16 protein-coding genes are annotated in these 24,124 nt (G+C 67.9%); 10 read left to right on the top strand and 6 right to left on the bottom strand.

What is annotated here, in order from left to right:
• Positions 1-112 precede the first annotated feature (112 nt).
• From ACZ7KI_RS27750 to ACZ7KI_RS27760, 3 genes are all read right to left on the bottom strand, one after another.
• On the bottom strand, positions 113-2,464 hold the full coding sequence (locus ACZ7KI_RS27750) for a ricin-type beta-trefoil lectin domain protein (protein ID WP_470275998.1): 2,352 nt from the start codon (positions 2,462-2,464) through the stop codon (positions 113-115).
• A 122-nt stretch (positions 2,465-2,586) separates the two neighbouring features.
• Complete coding sequence (locus ACZ7KI_RS27755; RefSeq protein WP_470275999.1) at positions 2,587-4,110, bottom strand: non-reducing end alpha-L-arabinofuranosidase family hydrolase; 1,524 nt, start codon at positions 4,108-4,110, stop codon at positions 2,587-2,589.
• Between the two features lie 563 nt (positions 4,111-4,673).
• Complete coding sequence (locus tag ACZ7KI_RS27760; RefSeq protein WP_470276000.1) at positions 4,674-5,723, bottom strand: LacI family DNA-binding transcriptional regulator; 1,050 nt, start codon at positions 5,721-5,723, stop codon at positions 4,674-4,676.
• Between the two features lie 90 nt (positions 5,724-5,813).
• On the opposite strand from ACZ7KI_RS27760, the gene ACZ7KI_RS27765 reads away from it, so the two are divergent.
• The 6 genes from ACZ7KI_RS27765 to ACZ7KI_RS27790 are packed head-to-tail and all read left to right on the top strand — an operon-like array spanning position 5,814 to position 14,304.
• Positions 5,814-6,743, top strand: a complete 930-nt coding sequence (locus tag ACZ7KI_RS27765; RefSeq protein WP_470276001.1) for a carbohydrate ABC transporter permease — start codon at positions 5,814-5,816, stop codon at positions 6,741-6,743.
• A complete protein-coding gene (locus tag ACZ7KI_RS27770; protein WP_470276002.1) occupies positions 6,743-7,606 on the top strand; it encodes a carbohydrate ABC transporter permease in 864 nt (287 codons plus the stop codon). Before ACZ7KI_RS27765 ends, ACZ7KI_RS27770 begins: the two co-directional genes overlap by 1 nt.
• Before the next feature lie 23 nt (positions 7,607-7,629).
• The gene (locus ACZ7KI_RS27775) at positions 7,630-8,967 is read left to right on the top strand and encodes an ABC transporter substrate-binding protein (protein WP_470276003.1); all 1,338 of its coding nucleotides are present in this window, start codon (positions 7,630-7,632) and stop codon (positions 8,965-8,967) included.
• Between the two features lie 3 nt (positions 8,968-8,970).
• Complete coding sequence (arfA, locus tag ACZ7KI_RS27780; RefSeq protein WP_470276004.1) at positions 8,971-10,515, top strand: arabinosylfuranosidase ArfA; 1,545 nt, start codon at positions 8,971-8,973, stop codon at positions 10,513-10,515.
• Positions 10,508-12,271, top strand: a complete 1,764-nt coding sequence (locus ACZ7KI_RS27785) for a glycoside hydrolase family 35 protein (protein WP_470276005.1) — start codon at positions 10,508-10,510, stop codon at positions 12,269-12,271. Before arfA ends, ACZ7KI_RS27785 begins: the two co-directional genes overlap by 8 nt.
• A gap of 35 nt (positions 12,272-12,306) precedes the next feature.
• A complete protein-coding gene (locus tag ACZ7KI_RS27790) occupies positions 12,307-14,304 on the top strand; it encodes an RICIN domain-containing protein (RefSeq protein ID WP_470276006.1) in 1,998 nt (665 codons plus the stop codon).
• Between the two features lie 57 nt (positions 14,305-14,361).
• Here the strand turns inward: ACZ7KI_RS27790 and ACZ7KI_RS27795 are convergent, their stop codons facing one another.
• Complete coding sequence (locus ACZ7KI_RS27795; RefSeq protein ID WP_470276007.1) at positions 14,362-16,104, bottom strand: glycoside hydrolase family 6 protein; 1,743 nt, start codon at positions 16,102-16,104, stop codon at positions 14,362-14,364.
• Between the two features lie 226 nt (positions 16,105-16,330).
• Here ACZ7KI_RS27795 and ACZ7KI_RS27800 point away from each other — a divergent pair, with 226 nt between their 5' ends.
• The 3 genes from ACZ7KI_RS27800 to ACZ7KI_RS27810 are packed head-to-tail and all read left to right on the top strand — an operon-like array spanning position 16,331 to position 19,580.
• A complete protein-coding gene (locus ACZ7KI_RS27800) occupies positions 16,331-17,008 on the top strand; it encodes a response regulator transcription factor (RefSeq protein WP_470276008.1) in 678 nt (225 codons plus the stop codon).
• Complete coding sequence (locus tag ACZ7KI_RS27805) at positions 17,001-18,395, top strand: ATP-binding protein (protein WP_470276009.1); 1,395 nt, start codon at positions 17,001-17,003, stop codon at positions 18,393-18,395. The genes ACZ7KI_RS27800 and ACZ7KI_RS27805 overlap by 8 nt, the downstream gene beginning before the upstream one ends.
• A 57-nt stretch (positions 18,396-18,452) precedes the next feature.
• The gene (locus ACZ7KI_RS27810; RefSeq protein WP_470276010.1) at positions 18,453-19,580 is read left to right on the top strand and encodes an acyltransferase family protein; all 1,128 of its coding nucleotides are present in this window, start codon (positions 18,453-18,455) and stop codon (positions 19,578-19,580) included.
• A 13-nt stretch (positions 19,581-19,593) separates the two neighbouring features.
• Here ACZ7KI_RS27810 and ACZ7KI_RS27815 read toward each other — a convergent pair whose 3' ends face one another.
• Complete coding sequence (locus tag ACZ7KI_RS27815) at positions 19,594-21,042, bottom strand: DHA2 family efflux MFS transporter permease subunit (RefSeq protein ID WP_470276011.1); 1,449 nt, start codon at positions 21,040-21,042, stop codon at positions 19,594-19,596.
• 237 nt (positions 21,043-21,279) lie between these two features.
• Here ACZ7KI_RS27815 and ACZ7KI_RS27820 point away from each other — a divergent pair, with 237 nt between their 5' ends.
• The gene (locus ACZ7KI_RS27820; RefSeq protein ID WP_470276113.1) at positions 21,280-22,113 is read left to right on the top strand and encodes a maleylpyruvate isomerase N-terminal domain-containing protein; all 834 of its coding nucleotides are present in this window, start codon (positions 21,280-21,282) and stop codon (positions 22,111-22,113) included.
• Between the two features lie 22 nt (positions 22,114-22,135).
• Here ACZ7KI_RS27820 and ACZ7KI_RS27825 read toward each other — a convergent pair whose 3' ends face one another.
• The gene (locus ACZ7KI_RS27825) at positions 22,136-23,962 is read right to left on the bottom strand and encodes a fibronectin type III domain-containing protein (protein ID WP_470276012.1); all 1,827 of its coding nucleotides are present in this window, start codon (positions 23,960-23,962) and stop codon (positions 22,136-22,138) included.
• Positions 23,963-24,124 lie beyond the last annotated feature (162 nt).

Below are 24,124 nucleotides of genomic sequence, written 5' to 3' on the forward strand. Positions count from 1 at the left end.
CGTTCCCCCCCCCCCCCCCCCCCCCCCCCCCCCCCCCCCCCCCCCCCCCCCCCCCCCCCCCCCCCCCCCCCCCCCCCCCCCCCCGGGACAGTTGTCCACAAGGGACGATGTGCTAACGCAGGGCCCACTGCTGGTTCGTTCCGCCGTGACACGACCAGAGTTGGATCACTGTGCCGTTCGCGGTCCCGTTTCCACTGGCGTCCAGGCACAGTCCGGATTGCCCGCCGGTGATGGTGCCGTCGGCGTTGACGTTCCACTGCTGGTTGACCCCGCCGTGACAGTCCCAGATGATCGCCGCGGTGCCGTTGACGGTTCCCTGTCCCGACGCGTCGAGACACTTGTTGCCGTATACCATCAACTGCTTCGCGGAGGTGTAGGTCCATCTCTGGTTGGCGGCACCGGTGCAATCCTGCAGCTGCGTCCTGGCACCGTTGGCCGTGCTTCCGCCACTGACCTCGACGCAGCGGCCCGACTGTCCACCCACGATCGTGCCTGCCTGCGGCTCGCCGCCGCCCCGTGGGCCGGCGTTCGCCATCACGGCCTGTGCGCCGGACGGCCAGTTTCCATTGGTCACGGTGACGTTGCCGGACACGACGTTGCCGCGGTCGCCGTTCGACACGTTGGTGCTGCCGTTGCTCGACCAGTTGTCGGTGACGGTCCAGTTGCCCATGTTCTCGCCGCCCCAGTAGTTGGCGGTGGCCCAGGTTCCCGTGGCGGAGAAGACGTTGTTCGTCGCGGTGTAGTACCGGGAGCCTTCGTCGAAGTAGATGCCGAAGTAGCCGTTGGTCCGCTGGCAGTGGTTGCCGCTGATCGTCGCGTTCGGGTTCCACCCCAGGGTGTAGATGCAGCCACCGTCGTTCATTTGCTGCATGACGTCGTGGATGTAGTTGCCGACGAGCCGGTTGCCGGACGCGGTGGTCGGCGTCGAGTAGCGCGGCTGGTAGTCGTACAGGCCGCGGTTGGCGTAATGGTTGCTGCCGCCCGCGTCGTTGCTGCCCCAGCCGTATCCGATCGACATACCGGAGTACGGCATGTTGTAGACCTCGTTGTGGGACACGTCGGTGGTCGTGGCGTAGGTGGTCAGTACCGAGACGTTGCCCCGGTACTCCAGGCCGAGGTCGTGGACGCGGTTGTCGCTGATGGTGATGTTCCGGTTGACCATCCGCTGATCGCCGGGATGGTGCGCGTCGGCCCGGACGCCACCGACCACGAAGCCGCCGGCGGAGTTTCGGGCGATCTCCGATCCGGTGACCTTGATGTCGCTCGCGCCGAGACCCACTCCGCTGGTGTGAGCGTTCGCGTCGTTGCCGATGCCGATGGCCGTCTGTCCCAGGTTGACGAACGCGGAGCCGTTGAAGGTGATGCCGCGGGCGGCGGACACCTGCACGGCGGCGGGCATCTGGTTCCAGTGCGGCCGGGCCGCCTCGAACTGACGGCAACCGTTCTGGCAGGACGTCAGCCGGTCGGCAGGCCAGTTCCAATTGCCCGCGAGGTAGGCGCCGGTCTGCTGGTCCGCGTATCCCTGGTTGCTGCTGGGACCGAGCCAGCTCGTCCCGGTGAACGTGATGCCGCTGAAGGTGATGTCGTGCGCGGGCGCGTCATAGGTGCCCCCGACGTTCACCAGCGACTGCAACACCGGCAGTTCCACGCTGACGTTGCTCATGTTCTGTCCGGGCAGCGGGGTGTAGTACAGCGTGCCGGTCCCTGGGTTGACGTACCACTCGCCGGGGGAGTCGAGGAATTCGTACGCGTTGGCCAGATAGAACGGCCCGGCCCGGTGCGGGGCCGCGATCGTGTCGTACCCGAAGGTGTTGTTGTTCCACGCGGGCTGCTGCATCGTGATGGCGTTGCCGCTGATGCTCTGCACCGGCGAGTACCGGTCGGTGAACGAGTTGACGCTCTCCACCTCGACCCGGTTCTGGCCGGCCAGTCCGTTCAGGTAGCCCAGCGCGGAGCTGGAGAAGGTCATGCCCGTGCTGGTGAAAGTGAACAAGGACCGGTTCACCTGGGTACGCGCGCGGGTGGCGATCGCGCCGTCGACATACAACTGCCGGGTATCGGTACCGGCACCGACGTTCGCACGCCAGATGTTCTTCCCCGCGTCGGCGATCGACCAGCCGGTGACCGCGCGGGCGCCGCTGAGCACGGGACGGGCGGACGAGGCCGCCCGCCACACGACCCGGTGACCGTTGTTGCCGGAGTCCGCCGCGGTCAGCCGCAGCGGCTCGGAAAGGCGGTACACCCCGCCTGCCAGCTCCACGACGATGTCACCGGACATCGCGCCGGTGAGCGACCGCACCGCGGCCTGGGCGGCGGGCAACGAGCATGGAGCGGTGGCGGAGCAACTGGCGCCCGTGCCGGACGGGGACGCGTGAAGAGTGGTCGTAGCGGCGAAAGCGGAAGGGACCGGGGCCACCACGAACATCGCGGCGGTCAAGGCCGCGGTCGCCACGGATACGGACACCGGTCTCCGTGACGGGGAGGAAGAGGACGCGAACACAGGATCTCCTTCAAAGCCGGATCGGCCCCCACACCCGGTGAGAGGTGAGGGCGCCGACCCGGCTGGGGTAGGACTGCGTCAGATGATCAGCGTTGCAGGGTCAGCACGCCCGGCCGGTAGGGCAGGAGGCCGTAGTCACCGCCGGAGTTGGGGTCACGTCCCTGGTAGAGGAACTGCAGGTTGCAGGCATCGATGGTCTTGGTCTGGTCGGCGGTGCTGCGGATCAGGTCGCCGTGGCTGATGTCGTTGGTCCAGGTGGCGCCGCTGTTGGCCTTGCCGGCGAACGGGTTGCTCTCCGTGGCGGCCTGCGGGGTCCAGGTACCGCCCAGGCTGCTGGACGTGAACGACCGGAAGAAGCGTCCGTTGCGTCCCATCGCCTCGACGATCATGAGATATTGGTTCTGGCCCTTGACCTTGTAGACCTCGACAGCTTCGAAGAGGTTGGCCTGGGTGTCGCTCATGATCGTCGTGTAGGACGAACCGAAGTTGCCAGGGAAGTTCCCGAGGGGCATGGAGGAACGGTAGATCTTGCCGTTGTCGCCGGCGAAGAACAGGTACATGTTCGTGTCGTCGGCGATGAGTGTCTGGTCGATGGGTCCGGTGCCGGAGCCGGAGATGCTCGCGGTGGAGAGCGTCTGCTGGGCCGACCACCCGTTCGGATTGGTGGGGTCGGTCGACGTCTTGTAGCTGAAAGCGGTCCCACCCCACTGGTAGGCGAGTACCCAGATGTTCTTCGGGGCGAAGTACAACAGCGTGGGTGCGACGGTGCCGGAGTTCATCGCGTTCTGGCCGGCCGAGGCCATGTCGGACCAGTTCGTGAAGGTCGTGAAGTTCATCGAGCCCCAGCTCGTCCCGGTGTCGTGCGTCGTCCCGTAGACCAGGTGCTTGCCGTTGTAGGGGACGCTGGTGAAGTCCTTGAGTGAGACCCACCCCGGCCTCGGGTTCGCCAGCGCTCCGGTCGACGACCAGCGGTACGTCGACGGAAGAGCGCACCCGCTGGGTGTGTCGCCCAGGCGGACGAGTTGCCACTGCTGGTTGGATCTGTTCTGGTCGCCGTACTGGACGGCGGCCGCTCCGTCCGCGGTCGACGAGCCGGTCACCTCCACGGCTTTGCCGCTGTTGCGGTTGATCAGCTTGACGTAACCGCCGTCGGAGTCGGCGAGGCGGAATTGCTGGTTGGTTCCGTTGAGGTCGCTCCACTGCTGGACTTTCCCGCCATCGGCGGTCGAGAAGTTGTCGACGTCGAGCACCTTGCCGGAGTTCTTCGACTTCACCCGGTAGTAGCCGCCGCCGGAATCCACGAACTGCCACTGCTGGTTGGCTCCGTCGTGGCGAGACCACTGTTGGACCGCCGCGCCGTCGGCGGTGGAAACGCCGGCCACGTCCAGCGCTTTGCCACTGTTTCGGTTGACCAGGACGTACCACGCGTTCGGGTCGACGGTCGCCGCCGACGCGGTGGTGGCGTTGAACGCGACCGCCGCGGAAGCCGCGAGGACGGTCGTGAGCAGGGTGATCAGCGTGCGCGCCCCACGGCCGCGCCGGACGCGATCCCTACGGCGGGGTGCCGCCCGGAGCGGCACGGTCGGTGGGGCTTGACCCATCGAATTCATGGTGATTCTCCTTCGGTGTCAAGGCATGGCGAGTTCGAAGCAGTGCACCGTCACCACTGGATCGGCGCGCCTCAGCGAAGTCCCGCCATGGCAAGGGGTTGGTGAAGTTCGCGGCGGCCACAAGTCCGCCGTGTGACGGCATGTCTTGGCTCGGCAAGGAGAAATGATCAGGGTGAGCAGGCCGGGTCGCCTGGACTGTCCTTAATGGACGGATCGGCGGTGTCCCCGAGCGTGGTCATCGGATTCGTTCGCATCGAAGCCCCTAGCGTCATCGTTGACGGCCGGTCGGGGCTGCGGCAGCTCGACCGGGTGGGATTGAAAACTGGGCGCGACTTGACTTCGGGCAAATGTAGCGCCGGTGACATGGCCAGTCAACGAGATAAGTGAGCGCTAACAGTCATCGCCGTCGGTTGTACGAACTTCAAGATCGTTGCTGTGCCTCGAAAATCGCGGCCGACGAGATCAACTGGGGCGGCAGTCGCTACGCTCGGTCCCGTACCTTTTGTGAACGTGAACAGTGTAATTTTCAATGGCGCGACCTCGTTGTCCGAGGCCTGTCGCACCTATCGTGCGGCAGTCCGGTGAACGTGGGGCGCGGTGCTGGACCGGACGATCAGTTCGGTCGGCACACTGATGGCGCCCGCCGTACCCGCGTCGGTGATCTCGGCGAGCAGTGCGGCCACCGCCCGCTTTCCGACCTCGTCGAACGACTGCCGGACAGTGGTGAGCGGTGGCCAGAAGTGCGCGGCCTCATCCATGTCGTCGAAGCCGACCACACTCACGTCGCGGGGGACCGAGCGGCCCATCTCGTGCAGCGCCCGCAGCAGGCCGAGCGCCATCTGGTCGTTGGCGGCGAAGACGGCCGTGACCTCCGGATCGCCCGCCAGCTGGACGCCGTGTTCATAGCCGGACCGCGACGACCAGTCACCGATGAGCGGCGGCGGCACCTCCCGGCCGTACTCGTCGAGCGTCTCCTGCCACGACTTCCGGCGTTGTTCGGCGGCGTAGGACTCGGGTGGCCCGCCGACGTGCCAGACGGTCTCGTGCCCGAGGTCGAGCAGATGCCGGGTCGCGGCGATGGCGCCGGAAGCCTGGTCGAAGTCGACGACCGGATGGTCGCGGCGCCCGCCCGCGTCGATGACGACGACGGGGAGCCCGTGGGGCAGCTCGATCTCGCTCTGGTCCAGTTCGTGCTGTTCGATGAGGATGATGACGCCGTCGACGGCCTGTTCGTTCAGCCTGCTGAAAGCGCCCGACACCTCGCCTTGGGACGGTCTGGTCACCGGCATGAGGACGATCGAGAAGCCCTCGTCGGCAGCGGCGGTCGCGACGGCGTCGAGGGTGCGGCTGTTGCCGAAGGTCGACAACGCCGAGATGATGACGCCGATGCTGCGGAACCGGCCGTTGCGCAGCGCGCGGGCGGCACTGTTGGGGCGGTAGCCCACGCGCCGCATCGCCGCGAGCACGCGTTCACGGGTCGCCTCGTCGACGTTCGACTTGCCGTTCGCGACCCGGGAGACGGTCTGGCCGGACACTCCGGCCTCTCTGGCGACGTCGGCCATCGACGGTCCGCGTCCGGCCACAGTGGTCTCCTCGGGAGGGGTTCTGGACATGTTTACGTCAACACGATAGCCTCCGCCGCACTGATGTTGACGTAAACATTCCGCCGAGTCGCGATATCGCTCGGTGAGTCCGGAGAGACGATGACGTCCACCGCGGTCGCGCCCACCCCGGCGCCACCCCGCCGCACGGCCACCACGCGCCGCCGACGCCGCAACTGGCGAGGCTGGCTTTTCGTCGCCCCGTTCATGCTGGTCTTCGCGCTGACCTTCCTGGCGCCGATCGGCTACGCGTTCGTCCTGAGTCTCTTCCGTGATCAGGCCTTCTTCGGCGGCACGACCTTCGTCGGCGCGGCCAACTACGCGCAGGTGCTCGCCGACCCGAAGTTCTGGGACTCCTTCCAGCGAGTGCTGGTGTTCCTCGCCGTACAGGTCCCGATCATGCTGGTGCTCGCGCTGATCGCGGCGCTGGCGATCGACAGCGCCCGGCTGCACGCGTCCGGCTTCTTCCGGGTCGTGATCTTCCTGCCCTACGCCGTGCCCGCCGTGGTCGCGGCGCTGATGTGGGGTTTCATCTACGGAGACCACTTCGGACTGGCGGCCGACCTCAATCACCTGCTCGGCCGCGACGTGGTGAAACCGCTGTCGGACAACTGGATGCTCGCCTCCATCGGCAACGTCGTCACCTGGGAGTTCGTGGGCTACAACATGCTCATCTTCTACTCCGCGCTCAAGGTGATCCCCAAGGAACAGTTCGAGGCCGCGGCGATCGACGGCGCCGGTGCGTTCCGCACCATCCTGAGCGTGAAGCTGCCCGCGCTGCGCGGGGCGATCGTCATCGCGACGATCTTCTCGATCATCGGCAGCTTCCAGCTGTTCAACGAGCCGAACATCATGCGCACCCTGGCACCCAACGTGATCGGCACCTTCTACACGCCGAACATGTACGCCTACAACCTTTCCTTCAACGGACAGCAGTACAACTACTCCGCCACCGTCGCGATCGTGATGGGCGTGATCACCGCGATCATCGCCTACGTCGTGCAGCTGCGCGGTTCCCGGAAAGAGATGTGATGGCCACGTTTTCGGTGACGCGGCCCCGTAAGTCGCGTGTTCTCACCGCCGTCATGGCGCTGTACCTGATCTACACGCTCGTGCCGCTCGTGTGGCTGGTGATCAACGCGACCAAAACACAGCCCGCGCTCTTCACCACCTCGGGCCTGGCGTTCGGCGGTCCGTTCGCGCTGTTCGAGAACATCGGTGAGACGTTCACCTACGACAACGGGATCTTCCTGCGCTGGCTGGGGAACACGCTGCTCTACGTCATCGTCGGGGCAGGGGGAGCGACCATCCTCGCCACCGCCGCGGGCTACGGGCTGGCCAAATACCGCTTTCCCGGCCGTCGCGCGGTGTTCGCGGTCGTACTCGGCGCGGTCGCCGTCCCCGCCACGGCGCTCGCGGTGCCGACCTTCCTGATGTTCAGCAAGCTCGGCCTCACCAACAACCCGCTGGCGATCATCATCCCGTCGCTGATCAGCCCGTTCGGCCTGTACCTGATCTGGGTGTACGCCGCCGACGCGATCCCGGACGAGCTGCTGGAGGCGGCGCGGATCGACGGCGCGGGGGAGGTCCGGATCTTCCTCACCGTGACCCTGCGCCAGCTGGCGCCCGGCATCGTCACGGTCGCGCTGTTCACCATGGTGTCCACTTGGAACAACTACTTCCTGCCGCTGATCATGCTCAGCGAACCGAAGTGGTATCCGCTCACCGTGGGACTCAACCAGTGGAGCGCGCAGGCTTCCGGCGCCGGGGCCCAGCCGGTGTACCACCTGGTGCTGACCGGTTCGCTGCTCACCATCATCCCGCTCGTCCTCGCCTTCCTGCTCATGCAGCGCTACTGGCAGTCCGGCCTCAGCGCGGGCAGCGTCAAGCAATGAACACCGTCCCGAAAGGACACTCGATGCCACGCATCCCAAGAAGCGTCAAAGCGGTCGTCGCCGTGACACTGGCCGCGGCGCTGGCCGTCGGCTGTTCCTCCGGTGCGGGCGGCCCGGCCACCGCCACCGGGACACAGGATTCGGTCGACGCCGCGCTGAAGGCCGGCGGAACGATCACCTACTGGAGCTGGACCCCGTCGGCCAAGGACCAGGTCGCGGCGTTCGAGAAGGAATTCCCGAACGTCAAGGTCAACTACGTCAACGCCGGCACCAACAAGGAGCAGTACACCAAGCTGCAGAACGCGATCAAGGCGGGCTCGGGCGGACCCGACGTCGCGCAGATCGAGTACTACGCCCTGCCGCAGTTCGCGCTGACCGAGTCGTTGGCCAACCTCGACCAGTACGGCTTCGGCGCGTTCGAGAAGGACTACTCGCCCTCGACCTGGTCCAGTGTCCGGGTGAATAACGGCCTATACGGCCTCCCGCAGGACTCCGGTCCGATGGCGCTCTTCTACAACAAGGAAGTCTTCGACGCCCACGGTATCGCCGTGCCGAAGACCTGGGACGAGTACATCGCCGCCGGCAAGAAGCTGCACGCCTCCGACCCCACCAAGTACATCACCTCCGACACCGGCGATCCCGGTTTCGCCAGCAGCATGATCTGGCAGGCCGGTGGGAAGCCGTTCACCGCCGACGGCCGGAACGTGAAGATCAACCTGGCCGACGCCGGTACCAAGAAATGGACCGCGACGTGGAACCAGCTGGTCGAAGGCAAGCTGCTCGCCCCGATCAAGGAGTGGTCCGACGACTGGTTCCGCGCACTCGGTGACGGGACCATCGCCTCGCTGCCCACCGGCGCCTGGATGCCGGGCAACTTCAAGTCCTCGGTCCCCGGCGGCGCCGGGAAATGGGCGGTGGCGCCGATGCCGACCTACGACGGTGGACAGCCGGTCACCTCGGAGAACGGCGGCAGCACGCAGTCGGTCCTGAAGCAGAGCGGCAACCCGGCGCTGGCCGCGGCCTTCGTCCGCTGGCTCAACCACGGCAACGGGGTCAAGCCGTTCATCGCCAGCGGCGGCTTCCCCGCCACCACGGCCGACCTGAACTCGCCCGCCTTCCTCGACGAGGCCAACCCCTACTTCGGCGGGCAGAAGATCAACCAGGTGCTCACCGAGGCGTCGAAGAACGTCGCCAAGGGCTGGACGTACCTGCCGTACCAGACCTACGCCAACAGCGTCTTCAGTGACACCGTCGGCAAGGCCTACCTCAGCGGCACCTCGCTCGACGCCGGACTGAACGCCTGGCAGCAGGCGCTCGTGGACTACGGCAACCAGCAGGGCTTCACCGTCAGCGCGGGGTGAGGCGTGGGCATCCAGATCGAAGCCGACGTCTCCGAGGTGGTCGGCCCGGTGCCACGACGGCTGTTCGGCTCGTTCGTCGAGCACATGGGCCGGTCCGTCTACACGGGACTCTTCGAACCAGGACACTCCACTTCGGACGGTAACGGGTTCCGGGGTGACGTCCTCGGCCTCGTCCGTGAACTCGGGCCGTCCGTCGTCCGTTATCCCGGTGGGAACTTCGTCTCCGGCTATCGCTGGGAGGACGGCGTCGGTCCGGTGGACGGCCGTCCCGTCCGGCTGGATCCCGCATGGCACAGCGTCGAGTCGAATCGCTTCGGCCTGCACGAATTCGCCGCGTGGGCCGAAGCCGCGGACGTCGAGGTGATGTACGCGGTCAACCTCGGCACCCGCGGTATCCAGGAGGCCGCCGACATCCTCGAGTACTGCAATCACCCTGGCGGCACGGAACTGAGCGAACGGCGGCGCGCGAACGGCGCCGACCGTCCGTTCGGCTTCCGGCTGTGGTGCCTCGGCAACGAGATGGACGGGCCGTGGCAGGTCGGGCACAAGACCGCCGACGAGTACGGCCGCCTCGCCGCCGAGAGCGCGCGGCTCATGCGGATGATCGACCCCGGCGTCGAACTCGTCGTCGCGGGAAGTTCGAGCAGCGAGATGCCGACGTTCGGGCACTGGGAACGCACCGTCCTGGAGCACACCGCGGCGCTCGTCGACCATCTCTCGCTGCACGCCTACTACCAGGAGCACGACGGTGACGTCGCGAGTTACCTGGCCAGTGCGGCCGGGCTCGACGAGTTCATCCGCACCACCGCCGGGATCATCGACGACGTCCTCGCGAAAGCCGGTCTGGACAAGAAGATCGGTATCAGCGTCGACGAGTGGAACGTCTGGGACCAGCGCCACTGGAACGAGGTCGAGCAGCACGAACTGATCGACGGCGGCTGGCGGGAACACCCCCGGATCATCGAGGACGACTACACCGTCACCGACGCGGTCGTGGTCGGCTCGCTGCTCGGCGCCCTGCTGCGCAACGTCGACCGCGTCACGATGGCCAACCAGGCGCAACTGGTGAACGTCATCGCGCCGATCCGCGCCGAACCCGGCGGCCCGGCGTGGCGGCAGACGACGTTCCACCCGTTCAGCCTGGTTTCGATGCTGGCCAAGGGGAACAGCCTGCGGCTCACCGTCAGGGGCGACACCGTCCACACCGGACTGCACGGCCGGGTGGACGTCGTCGACGCCGCGGCGACCTTCGACGAGAACGGTGACTGTGCGGTGTTCCTCACCAATCGGGCCACCGATTCGGCTACCGAAGTGCGGTTGCGCGTCCGCGGCGCGCGGCTGACGCCGGACGGGGCCTGGACCGTCACGGTCCCGGAAGGGCACGACCGCCACGTCACGAATTCCGCCCACGGAGAACCAGTCCGGCCCGTCCCGTCGTCCGACGTGACGGTCGAGCACGACCCGGAAGGAACCACCATCACCGCCACGCTCCCGCCCCTTTCCTGGACCGCGCTCCGGCTGGCCACGGTGGTGGTCCGGGGTGTCTGAGTTCAGCATCGGGGAAAACGACTTCCTGCTCGACGGCAAACCGTTCCAGATCATTTCCGGCGCACTGCACTACTTCCGGGTGCACCCGGACCTCTGGGCCGACCGCATCGACAAGGCCCGTCGCATGGGGCTCAACACCATCGAGACCTACGTCGCGTGGAACGCCCACTCGCCGGAACAAGGCGAGTTCGACGTCTCCGGTGGCCTCGATCTCGACCGGTTCCTCCGGCTGATCGCCGAGGCCGGGATGTACGCGATCGTCCGGCCGGGGCCGTACATCTGCGCGGAATGGGACAACGGCGGCCTGCCGACCTGGCTGCTGCGCGACACCGAACTCCGGGTCCGCGAGTTCGAACCGCGCTACCTCGCCGCCGTCCGCGGCTACCTGGACGACGTGTTCCGCGTGGTCGCGCCGCACCAGATCGACCGCGGCGGGCCGGTCCTGCTCGTCCAGGTCGAGAACGAGTACGGCGCTTTCGGTGCCGACAAGCGGTATCTCGCCGCGCTGACCCACTACACCCGCGCCGCCGGGATCACCGTCCCGCTGACCACGGTGGACCAGCCCACCCACGAAATGCTGGAGAACGGCGGCCTCGACGGGGTGCTCCACCGGACGGCGTCGTTCGGTTCGCAGAGCACCGCGCGAATGAAGACCCTGCGTGAACACCAGCCGACCGGGCCGCTGATGTGCAGCGAGTTCTGGGACGGCTGGTTCGACCACTGGGGCGCGCACCATCACACGACCACGGTCGCCGATTCCGCGGCCGACCTGGACGCACTGCTCGCGGCCGGCGCCTCGGTGAACCTCTACATGTTCCACGGCGGTACCAACTTCGGCCTGACCAACGGCGCCAACGACAAGGGTGTCTACCAGCCGCTGGTCACCTCGTACGACTACGACGCCCCGCTCGACGAAGCCGGCGACCCGACGCCGAAGTACCACGCGTTCCGTGACGTGATCGCGCGCTACCACAAGGTTCCCGACAGCGTTCCCCCCGAGGCCCGTCCGGCACCGACGCCGGTCGCGGCACTGCACGACCCCATCTGGCTGCTCGATTCGCCGCGGCACTGGGGGACCGCGCAGGTGCACGAACTCCTGCCCACTTTCGACGAACTGACCCCGACCCCGCGCCTGGCGTTCCTGCGGACAGGCGTCGACGCCGAAAAGCCGGGTGTCCTGACCTTCGGGGAGGTGCGTGACCGGGCGACGGTGTTCTTCGACGGTGACCGCCTCGGCACCCTTCTTCGCGAGCACCGCGACCGCGCGATCCGCTTGCCCCGTGCGCGCGGCGAACTGCTCGTGCTGGTCGAGGACCTGGGGCGGGTCAACTACGGGGAGCGGATCGGCGAGGCCAAGGGGATCGTCGGCGGCGCGCGCCTGCACGGCGAGCCGTTGACCGGCTGGGAGGTCGTCCCGATCGACGTGGCCGCGTTGCCGGATCTCCTCCCGGAGGTCTCCACGACCGAGAGCCAGGCGGGGCCGTTGTCCGGCCCGGTGGTGGTGCGGGGCGGATTCGACCTCGACGAACCCGCCGACCTCTTCCTCGACACCGCGCACTGGGGTAAGGGGCTGGTCTGGATCAACGGGTTCCTGCTCGGACGGTACTGGCGCCGCGGTCCACAAAGGACGTTGTACGTGCCGCGACCGGTTGTCCGGGCCGGCGCCAATGAACTAGTCGTACTGGAACTCGACACGATGCTCGAACCCGAGGCGCGGTTCGTTCCCCGTCCGCTCTTGGGGCACACCGAAGCCTGACCGGCAAACGGATCCGAACGAAGGGCAGTTCACCGATGAACTCGAGAACCGCGTTCCGCCGTCTGTTCACCGTCCTCTGTGTACCGCTGACCGCGGCCGGGCTGTTCGTCGCGACAGCCTCGGCCGCCGACGCGGTCACCGTCCGGCCCGACCCCACGTACCGCCATCAGACCTTCGAGGGTTGGGGCTCCAGCCTCGCGTGGATGGCCGAGGCCACCGGCCGTTACCCGGACCCGATTCGCACGAAGCTGGCCGACATGGTGTTCGGTGAAGAGGGGCTGAACTTCACCATCGCCCGGTTCAACATCGGCGGCGGCAACGCGCCGGACGTCCCGCCGTACCTGCGTCCTGGTGGCGCGATCCCCGGCTGGTGGAAGGCGCCTGCCGGAACGACCCGGGCGGACAAGGACTGGTGGACCCCCGGTGACCCCGCGGAGTTCGACCCCACCGCGGACCCGAATCAGCGCTGGTGGGTGGACCGGATCAAGAAGCGGATCACCCGCTGGGAGGCGTTCAGCAACTCACCGCCGTACTTCCACACGGTGTCGGGTTACGTCTCCGGCGGGTTCAACCCCACCGACGAGCAGCTGCGCGCCGAGAAGATGGCGGACTTCACCGCGTATCTGGCGAAGGCCGCCAAGACCCTCGAAAGTGCGCACGGTATCAAGTTCACGTCGGTCAACCCGCTGAACGAGCCCAACACGAACTACTGGAAGACCACCCTCGGCGCCGACGGCAACCCGACCGGCGGCAGGCAGGAAGGCGCGCACATCGGGCCGTCGGCCCAGTCCAGGCTGATCCCCGAAATGGCGAAGGCACTGGCGGCGACCGGTTCGCGAGCGATCGTGTCGGCCCCTGACGAAACCAATCCGGACATCTTCGCCGCGGACTGGAACGGCTGGTCGCCCGACGCCCGCGCGGCGGCCGGGCGGCTCAACGTGCACACCTACGGCACCGGGAATCGTCCCATCCCGCGTGACCTGGCCAAAGGCGCGGCGAAACCGCTGTGGATGAGCGAGGTCGGCGGTAGCTGGAAGGACGGGCAGGACTTCACGAGTATGGACCCCGGCCTCGGTCTCGCCCGGCAGATCACCGGCGACCTGCGCGAACTGGAGCCGAGCGCGTGGGTCGGCTGGCAGCCGATCGAGGACTACAACGCGATGAAGCCGGGCGGCGAGCGGCCGGAGGGGATGAACTGGGGCGAGATCCAGATCCCGTTCGACTGCCCGGCGAACGCCACCCTGGCGAACTGTCCGATCAGGACGAACACGAAGTACCACACCATGCGGAACTTCACCCACTACATCAAGCCGGGTGACCGCGTGATCGGCGTGAACGACACCTCCAGCACCGCCGCGATGCGCGGCGAGAACCTGGCGACGGTGGTCCATGTGAACGCGACTGATGCCGAGCGGGACGTCACGCTCGACCTGTCCGGCTTCGGCCGGATCCGGCCCGGCGCCAAGGTGACCCCGGTGGTGACCGACGTCGGTGGTGCGCTCAAGCCGGGTAAGGCAGTGAAGGTGGCGGGCCAGAAGGCGACGCTGCGTGTCCCTGCGCGCTCGGTGACCAGTTTCGTGGTCGACGGCGTCGGTTCGGTCGCCTCCGGGACCGGCCTCGGCTCCGGGAAGGCGTTCGGTTTCTCCGGCGTACAGAGCGGCAAAGCGCTCAGCGCCGAGAACGGCGCCCTCGTGCAGCGCACGACGGACGCCTCCGCCGCGGCTCAGCGGTGGACGTTGACCGACCGCACCGGCCGGTACGGCAACCGGGATCAGTTCACGATCTCGAACGCGGGGACCGGACAGGTGCTCAGTACGTCGGGCGGCGCGGTGACGCTGGTTCCGGCGGGTACGGACGGCCCGGCGTCACGCTGGACGTTGTCGACCACCGGCGACGGGACCTGGGCGTTCGTCAACGTCGCGACGGGACAGCTGCTCGACGTGACCGGCGAGTCCCGTGAGGACGGTGCGCGGATCGGGCTCTACCAGCCCACCAACGGGGCCAATCAGCGGTGGCAGGCCTTGGCACGCTGAAAACTCGTGAGTGGTAATGACGGTGGGAACCGTCATTACCACTCACGAGACCCATCCCTAGAGTGCCGGGTAAGCGTTCTTCATCAGTTCCTGGAACTGTGCGGAGAACCAATGCCCGGACAGCGGCGCGTCGGGAAGCGCCCCGGACATGTTGTACTGGTTCCGCGGGTTACCGGTGTACGTCGGGTCGCACATCCGGTCGAACCCCTTGCCTTCGGTGTTCGGGATCTCCTTGCTGGCACCGTCGGACTCGCCCGGCGGCTTGACCCAGACGTAGGCGTCGATCCCGGGTTCCGGAGCGGCCTTGGGGCGTTCGCCGATCCCCGCGCCCGCCTGGTTGCACCAGTTGCCGAGGTGGATGCGGCGATCCGTCCGGCTGCCGTTCACGTAGGCGTCGACCGTGGTGGACGGCCCGGGGCCGGTCGGCCGTGCGGTGCCACCCCAGCCGTTGCGGGAGGTGTCGATGAGCATGCCGACGTCCGCCGAGAACCCGGCGCGGACGGCTTCCTGCCGGAAGCCCTGGGCGTAGGACAGTTCGTCGACGTAGCGGTTCCAGTCGATCCACTTCGACGTCCGCACCGAAGTCCCGCCGACACTGTCGTTGACGGTGAAGTACGGCTCCTTGAGCGCACCGTAGTTCGCGGCGTTGGCGATGAAACCGTGCACATTGGCCGTCGTGCTGCCGGAGGACCGCGCGGCCTCGGCCATCAGCGCGGCGGACGGGCCGAGGTTGTCGTCCCAGCCGAGCCAGCCGTGGTGCCCGATGTCGATGTAGTTGTAGACGTTGGAAATCGGGCCGAACTTCGCCAGCGCGTGGCCGACGCCCTTGATGTAGTTCCCGTTGGCCTTCATGACGTCGCAATTGGGGGTCGCCGTCGGGCGGGGCGTCACGTTGGTGACCAGGTTCGGCAGCGAGTCGAGCTCGACCACGTTCACGATCCGCAACGCCGAGTATTTCGGGTCGGCGAGGATCGCGGCGATCGGGTCGATGTACTCCGTCTGGTATCGCCCGAGTTCGTCCGCCTTGAGTTCACCGTTCGAGGCGAGCGCGGAGCAGTCGCGGCCAGGCAGGTTGTAGATCACCAGCTGGATGACCAGCGGTTTCCCGGCGGCCTGCCGGACCGCCTCGTCGAGGTGGGCGCGCAACCCCCGGCCGCTGGTCGTGCCCGTGATGGCGGCGATGCGGTCCAGCCAGACGGCGGTGGGCTGGTTCGCGATCCGGGCGCCACCCGGTTCCGCGGCGGCCTTCGCCGACCAGTCCGGGTTCACGTACACCCCGGCGCCGACGTAGGGGTTGTCCACCTTGGGGCCGCCCGGGTTCGGGGTGGAGGTCGTCGTGGTCGGGGACGACGTCGTGGTGGTGGTCGTGGTCGGGGTGGTGGAACCGGTACAGGTGGTGCCGTTCAAGGTGAAGACCGCGGGTTTCGCGTTGGTGCCGGAGTAGCCGCCGTTGAAGCCGGGGGAGACGGTGCCGCCGGTGCCGAGCGAGCCGTTCCACCCCGCGTCCTTGACCGTCACGCGCGTACCTTGCTGGCTGAAGGTCCCGTTCCAGCCCTGCTGGACCCGCTGGTTTCCGGGGAAGTCCCACTCCAGCGTCCAGCCACCGCTGATCGGGTCGCCGAGGTTGGTGACGGTCACGGTCGCCCCGAAACCGGTGTCCCATTGGTTGGTGATCGTGTAGTCGACCTTGCACCCCGGCGCGGCTTCGGCGCTCGAGCCCAAGACCGCCGGTACCCCGACCATCGCGAGTACCGCGGTGACGGCCAGGGGTGCCGAAACACCCTTTCTGCGGAATCTCATACGTCGCCTCCTTGCGACCGGAATCCGATGTCTGGGAGCGCTCCCATGGGGACCGTAAGGGGGTGAGCCGGACATGACAAGGTCGCCTGGTCCGTAATGTGGGATCGCTCCCAGAAGGCTACGAAAGGACTAAGCCACCCGGTGGAATGCTCGTCCTGATGGGGGCGGTGCGTTCACCCGGACAGCGGCGAACAGGCCTGGAGCGGCCGTATGGGATCGTGACCGGATGAGGATCTTGCTCGTGGAGGACGAGCGGCGGCTGGCCGAATCGTTGCGCGCCGGGCTGAGCGCCGAGGGCTATGCCGTGGACGTCGCGCACAACGGCCGCGACGCGCTTTGGTACGCCGCCGAACACCCGTACGCCGCCATGATCCTCGACATCATGCTGCCGGGGTTGAACGGCTACCGCGTCTGCCGCAGGCTGCGTGAACGGGGCGACACCACCCCGATCCTCATGCTGACCGCCAAGGACGGGGAAGACGACGAGATCGAGGCGCTGGACACCGGTGCCGACGACTTCCTGCCGAAGCCGTTCTCCTACGGCGTGCTCCTCTCCCGGTTGCGGGCGCTGATCCGGCGCGGGGGAGCGACCCGCCCCGGCACGCTGCGCCTCGGTGACCTGGAACTCGACCAGGCGAGCCACGTCTGTCGCCGCGGTACCGCGGTGATCCCGTTGACCACCAAGGAATTCGCCCTCCTGGCATATCTGATGAAACGGCAGGGCGAGGTGGTGACCAAGGCCGAACTGCTCGAAAACCTCTGGGACTTCGCGGCGTCGGCGACGGCGAACCTGGTCGAGGTCCACATGAGCGCACTGCGGCGCAAGATCGACCTGCCGTTCGGGGCGGAGACGATCCGAACGGTCCGCGGCGCCGGCTACCACGTGGTGACCTCCGGTGCGTAAAGGGTTGCGGTCGACCCGCTTCCGGGTCGCGCTGACCGCGTTCCTGGCGTCGATCATCGCGCTCGGGGTCGTTTCGGCCTGGCTCGTGCTCGACGCCGAGAACCGCTTGGGTCAGGGCGCGGCACAGTTGGCCAGGGCACGGGCGGACGCGATCGTCCAATTGCTGAACAACGGCGCGTCTCCCGCCGACCTGCGGATGCTCGTGCGGGACTCGATCTACGAGGTGACCAGCCAAACCGGGGAGCGCCTCGCCTCGTGTCCCGGTCTCCGTTCCGGGGCGATCGCGCCGGGCGGGCAAATCGAGTACGGCGACAACGTCCGGATCCTCGATCCCGGCGACATCGATCTCGGCAGGCAGGTATCCGTCGGCTGCGCCCCCGTGCTCGGGGAAGACCCCGAAGCGAACGGACTCCGGTTACACGTCTCGGCGACCGCTAGCGGGGACAGCAAGTACAGGGTCTTCGGCGCCGCCGTCGTCGACGAGTCCGGGCAGGCGGCGCTGGACTCGGTACGCATGACCCTGCTGATCGGCGTCCCGGTGGTCGCTCTCCTGATCGGCGTGATCGCGTGGCTCGCGGTCCGCCGCTCACTGCGACCGGTCGAGGCCATCCGGTCGGAGGTCGCGGAAATCGGCGCGCACGATCTTTCCCGCCGCGTACCGGCCCCGGACAGTGGCGACGAGATCGCGAAGCTCGCGGAGACGATGAACACGATGCTCGCCCGCCTGGACACCGCCGTCGCCCGGCAGAGCCGGTTCACCTCGGACGCGTCGCACGAACTCCGCACGCCGCTGGCTTCGCTGCGGACGCAACTGGAGGTCCTGCTCGCGCACCCCGATCGGCTGGACTGGCATGATGCCTGCCGGAACGCGCTCCTCGACGTCACCCGGCTGCAGGATCTCGTCGCCGATCTCGTGCTCCTCGGCAAACTGGACAACTCCGGCCCGGAGCGGTTCACCCCGGTTCGACTGTCCGAAGTGGTCGAATCCTGTCTCTCCGGACGGCAGGGGGTGTGGGCGAGGATCGAAGGCGATCCGGTGGTGCTCGGCAACCGCGGCCGGCTGGAACGCCTGCTCCGCAACCTGGTCGACAACGCGCAACGGCACACCCGCACCGGCGTCGAGGTCGCCGTGTCCACAGTGGACGACTTCTGCGTGCTGACGATCACCGATGACGGCCCCGGCATTCCCGCCGAGGAGCGGGAGCGGGTGTTCGACCGATTCGTGCGGCTGGACGACGGCCGTGCGCGCGACGAAGGTGGCGCCGGACTCGGGCTGGCGATCGTCGCCGATATCGCCAACGCCCACGGTGGCACCGCCGAGGTCGACGATCACGACGGCGGTGCCCGTCTTGTCGTCCGGTTGCCCTCGGCGGGAACACGAAGCTGAAGACGTCTTCAGCTTCCTTAAGCTTCGGTTCAGCGTCCGGGCCCGAACCTACGGGCCATGTCCGATCTCTCGCGCCGCTCCTGGTGGCAGCCGCTCAGCCACGCCGGTTACCTGGAGTCGTCCTGGTTCCCCGGCCTCACCGGCGTGCGCGCGCTCGCCGCCGTGGCCGTCGTGTTCTTCCACTACGGCGGTCCGATCGTGGACCGCCTGCAGGGCTGGATCGCCGTGCAGTTGTTCTTCGTGCTGTCCGGATTCCTGATCACCACGTTGTCCCTGCGCGAGGAGGGCCGCACCGGCCGGATCTCGCTGCGCGAGTTCTACCTTCGCCGCGTCTTCCGGATCTTTCCGGTGTACTTCCTGCTCCTGGCGCTGACCACGATCGCGGTGATCATCGGCGGCACCTACCAGAGCAGCAGGCTCGCCGACGCCATGCCGTATTACCTCGTCTTCGGCAACGAGCTCGTCGACTTCAACACGCCCTACCCGACATCGTGGTCGCTGGGCGTGGAGGAGAAGTTCTACCTCGTCTGGCCCGCGCTGCTGGTGCTCACCTCGTTCGCGCGAAGCGGGAAGACAGCGCTTCGGCTCCTGCTCGGCGCGTCGGCCGTCCTCGGCGTGGTGCTGGTCGCGCTGCCGCTGACGCCGTCGCACACCTGGGCGAGCCTCTCGGTGCACTACTGCTCGCTGGTCATCGGGTGCCTGCTGGCGATGGCGCTGCACCATCCCCGCGGCTTCGCCCTGCTCCGGCCGCTGACCAGTCCCGCCGTCGCCACGGTGATCGCCTGCGGGTTCGTCGTGCTGCAGTTCTCCGTCGGACCGCTGGCGAAGGCACTCGGCGGGCACTGGCAGTTCGTCGTCCCGGTCTACGCGGCGGGCTCGGCGCTGCTGCTCGTGGCCGTCGTTTCACCCGGTCCGGTCCGGAAGCTGCTCTCGAGCGGGCCGATGACCTTCGTCGGCGATCGCTCGTACGCGCTCTACCTCGCCCAGACCGCGGCCGCCGGAGTGTCCGGCTGGCTGTTGCCCAGCGGGATCGCCAAGGCCGCGGTGACCACGGGGGTCGCCCTGCTGTTCGCCTGCGCGCTGCGCCGCTGGGTCGAACAACCCGCCATCGCCTACGGGCGGAAGGTGATCGGACGACGCGCGCCCGCCGAGCCTCCGGTGGAGGCCACGGCGGGCGCGAGGTGAGCTTGTCCGGTCGTCAGTGGTGCGCGGCCACCGCACCGGCGTTGGCGCTCTTCTTGACGAACAGCGAACCGACGAACGCGCCCAGACCGACGCAGCCGGCGACCATGAAGGTGGTGCGGATACCCGTCGCGTCGGGGCTGGCCGCCCCGGCCGTCACCGTGCTCGCCGTGGCGACCGCGATGAACAAGGCGGTGCCGAGCGCGCCCGCGAGCTGCTGAAGGGTGGCGAGGATCGCGCTGCCGTGTGAATAGAGGTGCTCGGGCAGCGAACCGAGGGACTCGGTCATCAGCGGCGTCATCATGAGGCCGAGTCCGCACATCAGGAGGACGTGGATGGCGATGACCGCGACCAGCGGTGATTCCGCGCCGAGCAGGGCGAACAGCCACAGCGAGACCGCCATCGCGGCCGCACCGGGAATGACCAGCGGCCGGGGGCCGAAGCGGTCGTACAGCGCACCGACCGGACGGCCGAGCAGTCCGAGGGCCAGGCCGCCGGGAAGCACCGCGAGCCCGCTGACGAACGTGCTGGTGTGCAGGACGGTCTGCAGGTACAGCGGCAGCAGGATCGCCGCGGCGCCGAGCAGGCACATGAACAGCAGCGCCGTCAGCACCAAGGCGACGACGAAGCTGCGGTGGGTGAACGGACGCAGGTCCAGCAGCGCGCGGTCTTCTTTTTGCAGGCGCAGCTGTCGCCAGGTGAACACCGCGAGCGCCACCACCCCGAGGGCGATCGGCGCCCACGGCGGCACCGGCTGATGCCCGCCCGCCGACTCGCCGGACACCGACAGGCCGTACAGCACGCCGCCGAAACCGAGGGCGGACAGGATCACCGACAGCACGTCCAGCGGGACCTTGCGGGTTTCGCTGTCCAGGCGCAGCCGCAGCATGCCGACCACCAGCGCGGCGAGCGCGAGCGGCAGCACGATCCAGAACATCCAGCGCCAGCCCAGCGACGAGAGGACCGCGCCACCGATGGTCGGGCCGATGGCGGGGGCGACCGCGATGACGATGGTGATCGTGCCCATCGTCGCGCCACGCTTCTCCACCGGGACCAGGCGCATCACCGTCGTCATCAGCAGCGGGAGCATGACCGCCGTACCGCAGGCCTGGATGACCCGGCCGACCAGCAGGAAGGCGAATCCCGGCGCGACCGCGCTGACCAGGGTGCCGAGGCTGAACAGGGTCAGCGAGGCGAGGAAGACCTGGCGCGGGGTGAACCGTTCGAGCAGGAACCCGGTGGTCGGGATGACGACCGCCATGGTGAGCAGGAAGCCACTGGTCAGCCACTGCACGGTGGTGGTCGGGACCTTGAGGTCGACGGTCAGGTCACGCAACGCGACGCTCAGGATCGTCTCGTTGAGGATCATCACGAACGCGGAAAGGACCAGCACCCCGATCAGGAGCCCGGCGCTGGCCGGTGCTCTTTCCTGGTCGTGAGTCGTTTCGGGCATGGTTTCGGTCATCTGTGTGGGGCTCCTGGAAGGCCGCTGTCCGCGTCGGGCGCCTCCGGCGCCGGCAACGGTGACAGCGAAGGCGAGGCTGATCGGGGTTCAGTCTGCCTGTGCCGGTCGGGGTGTGTCACGTCGGTTTCCGTAGTTAGTACGGTCACTTCGCTGTGGGCGGACGTCCGCTCCGCACGGGAGAGGAACGAATTTCCCGTCATACCAACCTAAAATCGTGCTGTGACCAGTGAGATCACCATGGCTCAGTGGCGGTCGGTGCGACGCGCCTATCGGGTGACGGGCGCGCGTTTCGCCGAACTCGTGACCGGCGTTCCGGATCCGGACTCGATGGTCACCGCGGAGTGGACGGTGGCCGACACCGTCGCCCACGTCGCGATGATCGCGAAGATGTACACGTCGCTGGTGCGGCCGGACGGCGCGGAGCTGCTGGACGCCCGCGGGCAGGGTCAGGTCGAGAAGACCACTGTGGACACGGTTTCCGTGCTGAACGATTTGGTGCTGGAGAAGTTTTCCGAACGCGACATCGGCGTGCTGGTGGCGGGGTTGCTCGCTGACATCGAGGAAGTGCTGCGAGTGACGGAGGACGCTGATCCGGCGACCCCGCTGAGCTGGCTCGGGGACTCGAAGGTGCCGCTTGCCGGTGTCCTCGCGCATTTGGTCAACGAATTGCAGATCCACGGCTGGGACATCGCCAAGGCGTTGAAGCTGCCCTGGACGATGCCACCGGCCGACGCGGCGTTGTTCTTCGACCTTTTCCTGGTGGGCGTGCTGACCCACGACATCGGGCACCTCCTCGACACCGACGAACCGCCGAGGGAAAGGCGGATCGCCGTCGCCTTCCGATCGGCGTACACGTCTCCGGTCGTCCTGGTGCTGCATCGGGGGCGGGTCACGGTCGAGCGGCCCGGCGGCCCGGTCGACGCGCGGATCTCGTTCGATCCGCCGTCGCTGAACCTGATGTTGTTCCACCGGGTCGGCAAGGCGCGTTCCGCGCTGACCCGCAAGATCGTCGTCAGTGGTCCCCGGCCGTGGCTGTTGCCCGCGTTCCTGCGGGTGGTTCGGCTGCCGTAGGAACGCGGGCCTTCTTGCGCCCTTAAAGCGTCAGCGCCCAGACATCGAGCACCCCGATGTCGCCGGGCCCGTAGTCGGTGACACGCAACTGCCACTTCCCGCCGGCCGGGGACGACGCGCCGGGCACCGAGAACGTCCGCGCGCCGTTCCAAGCCGTGCAGGTGGAACCGCCGCTGTATTTGAGGGGGTAGGCCTTGCCTGCCGGATCCAAGAGCGTGACGCCGAGGTCCTCGGCGCAGGTGTGCCGGATCGTCACCGAAACCGCGAGCGTGGTCGCGGCCTGTCCGGTGAGTGTCGAGGTCACCGGGCTGAACACCTGCTGATAGTCACGGATCGCGAAGTCGGTGCCGTTGCTCAGCGTCCGGCCGCCCGCGTCGCCGGGCTGCGTCTTGACCGACACCACACCGCTCGCGGGCGACACGTTCCCCGCCGCGTCACGGGCCTTCACCGTGAAGCTGTAGGAGGTGTCCGGGCTGAGACCGGTCACGGTGGTGCTGGTCCCCGTCGCGGAAGTAGCCGGCACCGAGCCGTTGTAGACGTCGTAACCGGCGACGCCGACGTTGTCCGTGGCCGCGTCCCAGGCCAGCGTGACGCTGTTCGACGTCGTGCCGGTGGACCGGGCGTTGCCGGGAGCGGTCGGTGCCGTCGTGTCGCCGCCGCCGTCGCCCGTCACCAAGGTGAGGTTCCATATGTTCAGCGCTTCGATCACCGGCTGGAAGAGGGACATGTCGCCGTCGCTGGGGTTCTCCACGCACTTCGACGGGCCGCCGTCGTGCAGGCCGACCGCCTTGGTACCGAGCAACCAGCCGCCGCCCGAGTCGCCGCCGAGCGAGCACGCCGTCGTCCAGGTCAGGTCTTCGATGATCAGCCCGCCGCCGTAGTCGACGGCCTTGTGCGTGTACTTCACTTCACCGCACTTCCAGTGCGAAGTGTTGCCGGAGTGGCAGACCCGGTCGCCGACCATCGCCTCGGCCGAACCGGTGACCGTGACGGCGGGCTCGCCCCAGGTGTTGACCGCCGCCGAGAGTTCCCAGCCGGACTGCGTCACCGCGACCACGCCCATGTCACCCTCGCGGGCGTTGACGCTGCGCGTCCCGCCGACGTTCGACGTGCCGATCCGGTTCTGCTGGCCGGACGCGCCGTAAGCGGCCTGGTCGCGGTCGTTCGTGCAGTGCCCGGCGGTCAGGAAGTGCTTGCCGCCCGAGGAATCCGTCGCGCCGAAACCGACCGAACAATAGGTCTCGCTACCCGGCCACCACGGATCGCCGGTGTGGATCGTGCCCGCCTGCTGCCGGGGCGACGATTCGGTTTCAGTGATCCGAACGCCGAGATTCTTCGCCTGTGAAAGGAAACGCTCGGTCTCGGCGGTCTTGCGTGAGCGGTCGACCGAGACGCCGACCTCGTTGCCGCGGACGTCGACACCCCAGCCGAACACGCCAGGAACACCGTCGCCGACAAGCGCGCGGACGGCGTCGTCGGTCCGGTCGAGTTCGGCCTTGGTGCGGGCGACCAGCCGCGTTTCGGCACCGGCCGCCTTGGCCGCACCGGCGTCGGCGGCGTTCGTGACCGCCAGGGTCAGCTTGCCCGTGGCGGCGTCGAACCATTGCCCGGCGGAGCGGTCGCGCAGACCGGCCGGAAGCGACGCGGCCAGCCGGTGCGCCTCGTCCTGGGCGGCGAGCTGGGACTTCGCTTCGGACACGGTCAGACCGAAGGCGGCGGCCACCCCGTTCACCTCGGCGTCGGGATGGGCCGGAGCCGGTGGTGAGGCCGCTTGGGCCGTCGGACCGAATCCCAGCGCGGCCAACGCCATGACGCTCAAAGAGGAAAGCACTCTGCTGTGCCGTCGCATGCGCACTCCTTGAATCGAAAAGTAGGTGCGCAGACGGTAAGTCCCTGCCTCGCTGAATTGTAGGTCCGCGAGTCGTTAACAATTAAAAGCTGGCCTCGTATGATTCGCTCGACCCGTTTTGGTTTGCCGGTCTCGCCATTCGTAATAGCCGGAACGAGGCAC

The organism is Amycolatopsis sp. NPDC039088 (assembly GCF_055598845.1).